Annotated in this window: 1 protein-coding gene; it reads left to right on the top strand. The window is 61.4% G+C overall.

The window, feature by feature from the left end; translation table 11 throughout:
• The first annotated feature begins 34 nt into the window (after positions 1–34).
• Positions 35–13,117, top strand: a complete 13,083-nt coding sequence (locus PM3016_RS16150) for a non-ribosomal peptide synthetase (protein WP_238540519.1) — start codon at positions 35–37, stop codon at positions 13,115–13,117.
• Positions 13,118–13,150 lie beyond the last annotated feature (33 nt).

Below are 13,150 nucleotides of genomic sequence, written 5' to 3' on the forward strand. Positions count from 1 at the left end.
CACCGGCGGAATTAAGGGAAAGAGGAGGAACATCATGATCAACCCGAAGGAAAAGATTTCACTGGGCGAGAAAATGGCTCAATCCAGTGAATATTGGAAGAGTCTGGGGTTATCGGAGGTGGACCGGGCAGCGGTGCCGCATGATTTCTTCTCGGAAGGAAAGTACGAGAGCCGGACGGAAACGCTCGTGCTGCACGAAGCGCTTCAAGATCGGCTGCATGCGTTGACGCAGGGACATGATCTGCCGCTGTTTGTCTTGATGACGGCGGCCCTTTACGTGGAGCTCTCCAAATACAACCGTCAGCCGGCCTTCACGGTCGGGATTCCCGCTTACGGGGGCAGCCGGCAGCAGGGGGAGCAGCCGCTGGCCAACCAAGTGCTTCCCTGCAAAATCGGTATTCCTCCGGAATCGACGGTCAGGGAGCTGCTCCGGGCGGTCCAGGCAGGGGTGCTCGCCTGTTATGACCACCAATACTGCGACGTGGAGCAGGTGCTGAGAAGCGCGGATCTCTGCGGCGACCTGCTGGAATTGACATCCGCCAACATCTCGCTGAACACGCTGCACTCGCCGGGGCACATCGACTCGATCTGCCGCTCCCCCAAAAATCAGCTTGCCGTATGTGTGGACAAGCGGGAGGACGGCTCCCTTGCCGTCTCGTTTGTTTACAACAGCAGGCTGTTCAAAGAAGAGTCCATCTCGCTCTTCGGAGCCCGATTTATACATATCATCCGTGAGCTTGCCGCCGATCTGGACCGGCCGGTTTCCGGCATCGAGATCATAACCGCGGAGGAAAAGCAGCTTCTGCTGCATGACTTTAACGACACGTTCGCGGGCTATCCGCTGGACTCTACGGTCAAAGAGCAGTTTGAAGCGCAGGCAGCCGCGACGCCCGATCATATTGCGGTTGAATGCGGCGGCCAAACGTTAACTTACCGGGAACTGAATGCCAAGGCGAACCAACTCGCACGGCTGCTGCGGGAACAAGGCGTGGAACCTGATCAGCTCGTCGCGATTCTGGCTCATGGCTCGCTGGAGCTGATGATCGCGATGGCGGCGGTATGGAAGGCGGGCGGGGCGTACGTGCCCATCGACGTCAGCTATCCCGACGACCGTAAGGAATACATGCTGCGCGATTCCGGGGCCCGTCTGGTTTTGACGACGCCCGGATTGACGGACGGCCTTGCGTTTGACGGTAAAGTCGTGGATTTGACGGACGGGCGCCTGTATACGGGAGACGACAGCAATCTGGAGACGACCGCTTCGGCCCGAAGCTTGGTTTACGTGATCTACACGTCCGGCAGTACGGGGAATCCGAAGGGCGTGATGATCGAGAACCGTTCCCTGCTCAATTATCTCTCCTACTGCCGGGCTTCTTATCAGGAGAACGGGATCGGCGATTTCCCCCTGTTCACTTCGATTTCCTTCGATCTGACGGTAACCTCGATGTACGTACCGCTCTTAAGCGGGCATAAGCTGACGATCTACGACACGAGCGACAAGCTCTCCTTCCTGCACATCGTGAAGCAAAAGCTGGACATCATGAAGCTGACGCCTGCCCATTTGAGCGTCATTAACGGGTTGTCTCTCGATGAGATCTCGATCTCGAAGTTTATTGTCGGGGGCGAGGAGCTGTCTTACCCGCTAACGGACAGTGTGTACCGCAAATTCGGGGGGAATACGGACATTATCAACGAATACGGACCGACGGAAGCGACCGTGGGCTGTATCGTCTACCGGTATGAGCCGAAGGAGCGATGGGAAAAGACGCTGCCGATCGGAAAGCCGATCTCCAATACGCGGATTTACATCCTGGATCAGGATCGCCGGCTTGCGCCGATCGGCGTCGTCGGCGAGCTGTGGATTGCCGGAGACGGTCTGGCCCGCGGGTATTGGGGACAGCCGGAGCTGACGGAGCAAAAATTCGTCCCGGACCCGTTCCGCGCCGGCGAGAGAATGTACCGTTCCGGCGATATCGCGAGATGGCTGCCGGACGGCAATATTGAATTTTTCGGCCGGGCGGATCATCAGGTCAAGCTGCGCGGCTTCCGGATCGAACTGGGCGAGATCGAAGCGAGGCTGCTCGGCCACCCGGACGTGAAGGAAGCGGTCGTGCTGGCCTTGGAGAACGAACAGGGCGAGAAGTATTTGTCGGCTTATTATGTGGGAACGACTGAGGCTAACGCTGCAGAGATTAAAGAGTATTTGAGAATCAATCTGCCGGAGTATATGGTGCCGTCCTACTTTACCCCGCTTCGGCAGATGCCGCTGACAGGCAACGGCAAGGTGGACCGGAAGGCACTGCCGAAGCCGGACGTTCATTCACGCCGGGCCTTGTATGAGGCTCCGCGGGATGAGGTGGAGGCGAAGCTGGCGGAGATCTGGTCGGAAGTGCTGGGTGTGGAGCAGGTCGGCATTCACGATAACTTCTTCGATCTCGGCGGAGACTCCATCAAGGCGATCCGCATCGCCTCCAAGCTGCAGAAGTACGGCTATCAGCTGAAAGTGAAGGAGCTGTTCGACCACGCCACCCTGCAGGAGGCCGGCCGGAGAGTAACCGCAGGCCAAAGCGCCGTCCGCCAGGAAGCCGTAACGGGAGAGGCCGTGTTGACGCCGATTCAAAGGATGTTCTTTGAGCTGAACCTGACCGATGCGCATCATTGGAACCAGTCCGTCATGCTGTACCGCAGGGAAGGCTTCTCGGAGGAGATTCTCCGCGAGGTGCTCACCTGCCTTGTCACTCATCATGACGCCCTTCGGATGACGTACCGGCAGGACAACGGACGGGTCATCCAATGGAACCGGCCGGCCGATGACCGGTTGTTCGAGCTCACCGCCGTCGACGTGCGGGGCGAAGCGGAGGCGGAGGAGGCCATCCGCCGTCATGGGCTGCGCCTGCAAAGCAGCATGCGGCTGGAGCAGGGACCGCTCGTGAAGGCCGGACTGTTCCGCACCGGTGAAGGAGATCATCTGCTCCTTGCGATTCACCACTTGGTTGTGGACGGGGTTTCCTGGAGAATCCTGCTTGAGGACTTCTCAGCGGCTTACGAGCAGGCGCTCCAAGGGGAGACGCTCAGGCTTCAAGCGAAAACGGACTCGTTCCAAGCGTGGGGAGCCTACCTGCAGGGGATTGCGGACAGCGGGCGGCTTCAGGAAGAAGCGGGCTACTGGGAACGCATCGAGAGTGCGGATGTGAAGCCGCTGCCGGTGGATCATCATCTCAGCCCCGATTCTTGCAGACCCCAAGTGAAGGATCAGCACCAGGTGAGCATCGAGTTCAGCCGGGAAGAGACGGACGATTTGTTAAAAAGAACGAACCGGGCATACGGTACGGACATCAACGCGATCCTACTGACGGCGCTTGCGCTTGCGGTGCGGGAGTGGACGAAGGAACCGCAGGTGCTCGTGAGCCTTGAAGGACACGGCCGGGAGCCGCTGGACGGGACGCTTGACATCAGCCGTACGGTGGGCTGGTTCACGACGCATTATCCCGTGCTGCTGCAGACGGGGGCGGACGTCCGGCTTGCGGAGGCGATCAAAGGGGTCAAAGAAACGCTGAAGCGCATTCCGGGCAAAGGCATCGGCTACGGCATCTTGAAGCACCTCGGCGGGGGGAGAGCCTGGAAGGCCAGTCCCCAAATTTCCTTTAACTACCTGGGCCAGTTCGACGAGGCGCTCCAGGGCGGCCTGTTCGAGCTCTCGAAGCTGTCCGGCGGTCCTTCGATCAGCCCTGACGGCGAGCCCCTGTACGATCTGGATATCGTAGGGGACATCTCCGGCCATCGGCTGGCCCTTACCCTGGCGTACAGCAGGCACAGCTATGAGGATTCGACCATGGCGGAGCTGGCCGCTTCCTACAAGCGCCATCTGCTGGCGATCATCAGCCACTGTGTGAGCAGGCCGGACACAGAGCGAACGCCGTCGGACTACTTGGCAGGCGATCTGGAGCTCGAAGAACTCGAGGCCTTGAAAGCGAGGTACGAGAGCGGCCTGGGACTGCGGATCAAAGAAATCTATCCGCTGACGCCGATGCAGGAAGGGATGCTGTTCCATTCACTGCTCGGTGATCCTTCGGGCGCTTATGTGGAGCAGAGAGCCTTCACGGTGGAAGGGCGCTTTGACGTGGAGCGGTTCGAGGAAAGCTTCCACCGGCTGCTGGATCGATACGAGATTCTGAAATCGGTGGTCGTTCATGAGGGCTTGCAGTCGCCGAAGCAGCTCATTGTGGAAGGACGGCGGGCCAGCTTCCGCTGCGAGGATCTCAGCGCATGGACGGAGAGCGAGCGCACGCTGCATGTCCGTGAATTCGAGACCGCGGACCGTGCGCAGCGATTCCGGCTCAGCGAAGATCCTCTGAACCGCCTCACCGTGTTCCGACTCGGCGGGGAGCGGTTCCGGATCGTGTGGAGCTGGCACCATATCCTGATGGACGGCTGGTGCGGCGGCATCGTCCTGCAGGATTTGTTCCGGCTGTACGCTTCGCTTGCTTCCGGTGAGGAGGCTGCGGACCAAGCTTGGCGTGAACCTGCACCGTATTCCGATTACGTCAAATGGCTGCAGCGGCAGTCCAGAAACGAGGCCGGACGTTACTGGGCGCGCTATCTGGAAGGGTACGAGACGATGGCGCAGATTCCCGGCAGCCCGGCGGCCGGCGGGCAGGCTTACCGGAAGGCCAAGCTCGAGTTTACGCTGAGCCAAGCCTCGAGCGAAGCGCTGACGGCTGTCGGCCGGCAGGCGCAGGTGACGCTGAATACGGTCATAGGGGCCGTCTGGGGCATCCTGCTGCAAAACTATGTGAACAGCGAGGATGTCGTGTTCGGAGCCGTCGTATCCGGACGCAATGCCGAAGTGGAACGGATCGAGGAGATGGTCGGCCTCTTCATCAACACGATTCCTGTGCGCGTCAAGTCCGATCAGACCAGCCGCTTCACCGATCTTCTGCAGAGCATGCAGCGGCAGGCGCTGGAGTCGGCCCCCTACGATTATTATGCGCTGGCGGACATCCAGGCTTTAGCCGGGGTCAAGCGGAAGCTGGTCAACCACCTGGTGACCTTTCAGAACTATTATGTGGACGAATCGCTGGACCGCCTGCCCTCGAGCCTGGAGCTGCGCGTGACGGACGCGTCGATCCACGAGCAGAACAACTACGATCTGGCGGTCATGGTTATTCCGGGCGACGAGGTCAAGTTCGTCATCTCCTACAACGAGCAGGTGTATGATCCGGCGGCTGTAGACGGGATTCGCCGCCATCTGATGCATATCATCCAGACCGTCAGCGCCGATGCGGACATCCCGGTATCGGGCATCGAGCTGACCACACCGGAAGAGAAGCGGCAGATTGTATACGACTTTAACCGTGCGGTGTCCGCCGATGCGGCGGATCCGGCCACGATCGTGGAACGGTTCGAGGCCCAGGCCGCGAGAAGACCGGAGCACCCGGCGGTCGTGGCCGGGAATCGGCAGCTGACGTACCGCGAGCTGAACGAGAGATCGAGCCGCCTGGCCCGTATGCTGCAAAGTCACGGAGTCGGGGCGGATACGCTCGTCGGATTGCTGGCAGAGCCCTCCGTCGAGATGGTCATCGGCATGCTGGGGATTCTGAAGTCCGGAGGAGCCTATGTACCGATGGACCCGGGGCAGCCGGAGGAGCGGATCCGCTATGTGCTTGACGATGCGGGTGTACAGATCGTGGTTACCGCCGGCGGCGGAGCCGGCACAAGCGGAGAGGGAAGCTCTAAGCTGAAGGCGTTTCAGGGACTCGTCCTGGATCTTACCGACGGAGGACTCCCTGTGAACGAAAGCGGGCTGCACAGCGGAGAAACCGGGAATCCGGCGCCGGTCCACACGCGCGACTCTCTGGCCTATGTGATCTATACGTCGGGCACCACAGGGCAATCGAAAGGCGTGATGGTGACCCATTCGGGTCTTGCGAATTATGTGAACGCCATGATCGAGAAAGCCGGCATTACCGATGAAGACGCCACGGCGCTGCTTTCTTCCTATGCGTTCGATCTCGGCTATACCGCTGTGTACACGGCGCTGGCCGGCGGCATTACCCTGCATCTGCCCCCAGAGGAAACATACAAGGATCCTGACGCTCTCGTCCGGTATGCCCTGGGGCACTGCACGTATCTGAAAATGACACCGTCGCTGTTCCAGCTTCTGCTGCTCGGGGAGAACCTGGAGCAGATCGTGCAGACGAGCCGCCTGCGCCTGATCATCCTGGGCGGAGAGCCGTTCAATCCTAAGCATCTCGAGCAGTTTTATGGGATGGACCGGGAGGGCCGGGTCCGGTTCATGAACCATTACGGGCCTACGGAGAGCACGATCGGCTGCGCGGCCGAGCTTCTTCCACGGGAAGGAATCGAATCGTTCGCCGGCGTGATCGGCCGGCCGCTCGCGGGCTGCCGGATCTACATCGCGGACCGGCAGGGCCATCTCGCACCGGTCGGCGTGCCGGGGGAGCTGTGGGTGGCCGGGGCCGGCGTCGCACGCGGTTACTTGGGCCGTCCGGACTTAACTGCCGAGAAGTTTACGGAGAATCCTTGGGTATCCGGGGAACGGTTATACCGGACGGGAGATCTCGCCAAGTGGCGCGCCGACGGCCAGATCGAGTATATCGGCCGGATCGACAACCAGGTGAAGATCCGCGGCTACCGCATCGAGCCCGGGGAGATCGAAGCGAAGCTTCTGAGCTGCCCTTCGGTTCAGGAGGCCGTGGTGCTCCCCTGGAGGGGCGGCGGGCAGGATGCCCTGCTCGCGGCATATCTGGTCGGACCGCAGCGGCCGGACATCGCGGGTATCCGGGACGAGCTCATGCAGGCCCTGCCGCATTATATGGTGCCGTCCGTGTTCACCCTGCTGGAGCGGATGCCGCTGACGAGCAACGGCAAGGTGGACCGCCGGGCGCTGCCTGAGCCGGACTTCCGCGCCGGGGCTGCCGGCGAATACGCGGCTCCAAGAACGGAGATCGAAGCACGGCTCGCGGAGGTATGGAGTGAAGTGCTCGGCGCTGGACGCGTGGGCATCCGTGACAACTTCTTCGATCTGGGCGGCGATTCGATCAAAGCGATCCGCATCGTCTCCAAGCTGCAGAAGTACGGGTACCGGCTGGATATGAAGGAGCTGTTCCAGCGGGTCACGATTCAGGAATTGAGCGCGAAAGTAACGACAAGCCGGCGCGTCGTGAGTCAGGCGGCCGTCACCGGGGAAGCGGCGCTCACCCCGATTCAGGCGATGTTCTTCGAGCAGAACCGGAGGGACCCGCATCACTGGAACCAAGCGGTCATGCTGTACAGCCGGGAGGGCTTCGACGAGCGGGCGCTCCGGCAAGTGTTCCGGCAGATCGCTGTGCACCACGATGCGCTGCGGATGGTTTACCGGGTGGAGGGGGCACGTATAGTCCAGTTTAACCGGGGCGTGGAGGAGCCGCTGTTTGATTTGACCGTTATAGATTACAGAGGTCAGGGCAGCGTCAGCGAAGCGGTGGAGGAGCAGTGCAGCCGCATTCAGGGCAGTATCGATCTGCAGGGCGGCCCGCTGGTCCAATTGGGCTTGTTCCACACAGACGAGGGCGATCATCTGCTGATTGCCATTCATCATTTGGCCGTGGACGGGGTATCGTGGAGAATTCTGTTCGAAGATTTCTCGGCGGGGTACAGCCAGGCTCTGCAGGGTCAACCGGTTGTGTTCCAATCCAAAACGAATTCGTTCCGGGAATGGGCGGCATTCCTGCAGGAGCAGGCGGCCGGCGAGCTCCTGCAAGCGGAGCTGCCGTATTGGCAGCGTCTGAAGGAAGCGGCGGCTTCGGCGTTACCTGCGGGCCGCGGACCGGATGAACATCCCGGCAGGCAGCTGAGGCATTACCGGAAGGCTGCGCTGTCCCTGAGCCCGGAGGAAACGGAAGCTTTACTGAAGCAAACGAGCCGCGCGTACCGTACGGAAATCAACGATCTTCTGTTAGCGGCGCTGGCACTGGCGGTCCGGAAGTGGACGGCAGCCGATCAGGTGCTGGTTACGCTCGAAGGCCACGGAAGAGAGAACCTGGAAGGCGATATCGATATCTCCCGAACCGTCGGCTGGTTCACGACGCATTATCCGGTGCTGCTTCCTTTACAGGAGGCGGGCCATGTCGGCACGCTCATCAAAGAAGTGAAGGAAACGCTTCGCCGGGTTCCTCATAAAGGCATAGGGTACGGTATGCTTGCATACCTGGGAGATCATCCGGCCCTGCGTGAAGTGAAGCCGCAGATCAAATTCAATTACTTGGGTCAGTTCGACGGCGACATCGACCAAGGAGTGTTCGAGCTTTCGCCTTTGTCCGCCGGACAGGACGTCAGTCCACATGGAGACAAAGCGTACGATCTGGAGATCGTCGGCACCATTACGGACCGGCGCTTGGAGATCGTCCTCTCTTACAACGGCCTTCTCTTCGACGAAGAGACGATGGAGCAGGTTGCGGCCTGGTATCAAGCCGGTCTGCTGTCGGTCATCGATCACTGCAGGAGCCGGGCTCACAGCGAAACGACGCCTTCCGATTACCCGGCGGCTCCGGACCTGGATCTTCAAGAGCTGGAGAGGCTCAAGGCCAAGGTTGAGGGGGAGAAAGGGTACCGGATCGAGGATATCTATTCCCTGACCCCGATGCAGGAAGGGATGCTGTTCCATTCGCTGCTGAATCAGGGGGCGGGCACGTATGTGGAACAAAAATCGTTCATTGCCGGCGGCGACCTGGATACAGGCTTGCTGGAGCAAAGCTTCCGCCGATTGGCCCGGCACTATGAGATTCTGAGAACGGCCGTCGTGCACGAGGGGCTCAAAACGCCTAAGCAGCTGATTCTCGGAGGCCGGCCGGCGGAGTTCCATTACGAGGATCTCAGCGGATTGGACCCGCAGCGGCAGGCGGACTATGCGGCCGAATGGGAAGAAGCGGACCGGCGCCGGGGCTTCGACCTGGCGGAGGACAGCCTGCTCCGTCTGTCGGTACTGAAGCTCGGCGAAGCGCGCCACAAGGTCGTGTGGAGTTCGCATCATATTCTCATGGACGGCTGGTGCAGCGGCATCATTATCGGAGATTTGTTTGTCATTTACGGAGCCATGAAGCATGGCCGCACGCCGGTATTGAGCCAGCCTCCCCGATTCGCCGATTACATCCAGTGGCTGCAGAGCCGCAATCCGGGGAAGGCCCGGCAGTACTGGGCGTCGCAGGTGGAAGGGTACGGGACGGTCGCCCGGATTCCAGGATATAACGACGAAGCGGGGGACGGGCCGTTCCAGCCGGGCCATTTGAGCTTTACCGTTGGCCGGGAGCTGACCGCGGCTTTGACCGAGATCGGGAAGGAAGCGCAGGTTACGCTGAATACGGTGATCCAGGCCGTGTGGGGCCTTCTGCTGCAAAGATACGCGAACTCGGACGATGTCGTCTTCGGATCGGTGGTTTCGGGCCGCAATGCGGAAGTGGACGGGATCGAGCAGATGGTCGGTCTGTTCATCAATACGATTCCGATCCGGGTTCGCACGGATGAACACACCCGTTTTGTGGATGTGCTGGGACGTCTCCAGCAGGAAGCGCTGGAAGCCGCGAAGTACGATTACTACCCGCTTGCGGAGATTCAGTCCTTGTCGGAAGTGAAGGGCAAGCTTGTGAATCACATTCTGATTTTCCAAAACAATGCGATCGATGAATTGGTCAAAGCTCCGGACGGGGAGCTGGGCTTTACGATGAGCGACATCACCGTTCACGAACAAACCAACTATGATCTGGACGTCATGGTGTTCCCGAACGAAGAGCTGACGTTCATGCTTTCGTACAATGAAGCGGTATATGATCGGCAGCAGGTGCGGAAGTTGGAGGATCAATTGCTGCGGATCATGGAAGCGGTGGTCCGCAGCCGCGAGGTGAACGTTTCGCGTATCGATATGCTGACTGAAGCGGAGCAGCGGCAGTTGACCGAGGAGTTCAACGCTACGGCTCTGGAGTTCGCACGGGAGCAAACGGTGCACGGACTGATCGAGGAGCAGGCCGGGCGGACGCCGGAGAGGACCGCCGTGCACTTCGGCTGGCAGTCGCTCACGTACCGCGAGCTGAACGCGAAGGCGAATCAGCTGGCCCGCGTCCTGCGGAGCGAAGGAGTCGGCCCGGATACGGTCGTGGGACTCATGGTCCCCAGGTCGCTGGAGATGCTCGTCGGCATCCTCGGCATCCTGAAGGCCGGCGGGGCATACCTGCCGCTGGACCCGAGCCATCCGAAGGACCGGATCGGCTATATGCTCGAGGATGCGCAGGTCCGCCTCCTGCTGACCTCCGGCGGACTGGAAGGGCTGGCCGGGGAGCTGCGCTTTGGCGGAGCGCTGCTGGATGTCATGTCGGAGGAGCTCTACCAGGGCGACGACACCAGCCTGGAGCCCGTGAACTCAAGCCGCGACCTGGCTTATGTGCTGTACACGTCCGGTTCAACGGGCAACCCGAAAGGCGTCATGGTCGAGCACCGGCAGGTGAGCAATTTCATCACGGCGATCGTGGAGGCCACGGAGCTGACGCGCAGCGACTCGATCCTGTGCCTGACGACGATCTCCTTCGATATCTTCGGCCTGGAGACGCTTGTGCCGCTGGCACACGGGATGCAGGTGATTGTCGGCAGCGAGGAGGAAGGCAGCGACGGCACGAAGCTGGCGGCACTGATCCGGCGCTTCGGCATCGAAGCGATGCAGAGCACGCCGTCGCGCCTGAAGCTGCTGCTGGAGCATGCGGCGTTCCGGGAGGCGCTGGGCGGCATGCAGCGCATCCTGATCGGGGGCGAAGAGCTGCCCGCCGCCCTGTGGGAGCGGCTGCAGGCGTATGACCGCCTGGCGGTCTACAACGTGTACGGGCCGACGGAGACGACGATCTGGTCGACCGTGAAGCGGATGGAGACAGGGGCGGCACGCCTGACCATCGGCAAGCCGATCGGCAACACGCAGATCTATATGGTCGATGCCAGGATCAGCTCACGCCGGTCGGCGTGCCGGGCCACATGTGCATCGCGGGCGACGGGGTCACCCGCGGGTACTTGGGCCGTCCGGAGCTCACGGCGGAGAAGTTCGTGGACAATCCGTTCGTACCGGGCACCCGGATGTACAAGACCGGGGACCTCGCGCTGGCTGCCGAGCGGGGAGATTGAATTCCTCGGGCGGATGGACAACCAGGTGAAGATCCGCGGGTACCGGATCGAGCTCGGTGAGATCGAGCACCGGCTCGCGGGCCATGCCGCGGTGAAGGAAGCGGTGGTGACGGCACGGACGGACGAGAGCGGACAGCCGTACCTGTGCGCGTACTTTGTCGGCCGGAGCGGGCCGGTGGAGAAGGGCGAACTGAAGGGGCACCTGAAGGCCGGCCTGCCCGAGTACATGATACCGGCGTACTTCGTGCAGCTCGAGGAGATCCCGCTGACGAGCAACGGGAAGGTGAACCGCAAGGCGCTGCCGGCGCCGGACGAGAGCGCGCTGGTGACCGGCGGCTACGAAGCGCCGCAGACCGCGGTCGAAGAGACGCTGGCGGCGATCTGGAGCCGGGTGCTGGGCGTAGCGCAGGTCGGCATTCACGACAGCTTCTTCGACCTGGGCGGGCACTCGCTGAAGGCGACACTGCTGATGAGCGGAATCCACCAGAAGCTTCAGGTGGAAGTGCCGCTGCAGGAGCTGTTCCGGCGGCCGACGATCCGCGAGCTGGCGGGGTATATCGAGACGGCCGGCGCCCGGGCGTACGAGGCGATCGAGCCGGTGGAGGAGCAGGCGTGGTACGAAGCGTCGTCCGCGCAGAAGCGGATGTACGCGCTGCAACAGCTGGATCCGCAGAGCACGGCCTACCATATGCCGGGCGTGTATGAGCTGGAAGGCCGGGTGGACGTCATCCGGCTGGAGCGGGCACTGAAGGGTCTGGTGCAGCGGCATGAAGCGCTGAGAACGTCGTTCGCGGCGGAAGACGGCGAGATTGTGCAGCGCATCGAGCGGGAAGCGTCCTTCGGGGTGCCGGCCCGGTCCTATGGGGAGAAGCCGATCGAGGCGATTGCCGCGGACTTCGTGAAGCCGTTCGAGCTGGAGCGGGCGCCGCTGTTCCGGGCGGAGCTGGCGGAAGCCGGAGGCCGGACGTACCTGCTGCTGGACATGCACCATATCATATCGGACGGGGTGTCGATGGGGATTCTGGTGAAGGACTTCGTCCGGCTGTACAACGGGGAAGAGCCGGAGCCGCTGCGGATCCAGTACAAGGATTATGCGGCGTGGCATAACCAGCGGCTGAGAGAAGGCGAGCTGGCGAAGCAGGAAGCATACTGGACTGCGCAGTTCGAGGACGGCGTACCGGTGCTGAGGCTGCCGTACGATTACGAACGCCCTGCGCTGCAAAGCTTCGAGGGCGAGCGTCTGCACTTCACGCTGGGCGGGGAGGCGACGCAGGGTCTCAGGGTGCTGGCGAAGGAGCAGGAAGCGACGATGCCGATGGTGCTGATGTCGGTGTTCACGATCCTGCTGTCGAAGTACAGCGGACAGGAGGACATCGTGGTGGGGCACCCGGTGGCGGGAAGACCGCACGCGGACCTGCAGGAGATGGTCGGGATGTTCGTCAATACGCTGGCGCTGCGAAGCCGTCCGGCGGGCGGGAAGACGTTCCGGGCGTATTTGCAGGAGGTCAAGATGAGCTCGCTGCAGGCGTACGACCATCAGAGCTACCCGCTGGAGCAGTTGGCCGAGAAGCTGGTCATCCGCCGCGATCTCAGCCGCAACCCGCTGTTCGACGCGGTGTTCAACTGGAACAACGTGGATTACGAGCAGGCCGGTGACGAAGACGGACTTTGGTTCAAGCCGGTTCCGCTCGAGTCGAACAGCTCCCGCGTGGATATCAGCCTGTCCGCTTTCGAGTCCAGCGATGACATCGAGCTGACCCTCACCTATGTAAGCAGGCTGTTCAAGCGGCAGACGATGGAGCGGCTGATCGGAGACTTCAGACGGATTGTCGACGAAGTTACAAATGACAGCGAGATGCGGCTTCAGGATATCGAGCTGTTAAGCGATGAGGAACGCACGCAAGTCATGCAGGAGAAAGAAGCCGTATTGAGCCTGAGAGGCAGCGACTTCGACTTTTAACAAATGATGTTCGCTCGTAGCCCGTCCGTGAGG

This window comes from Paenibacillus mucilaginosus 3016, assembly GCF_000250655.1.
In the GTDB taxonomy this organism is placed as follows: domain Bacteria; phylum Bacillota; class Bacilli; order Paenibacillales; family NBRC-103111; genus Paenibacillus_G; species Paenibacillus_G mucilaginosus.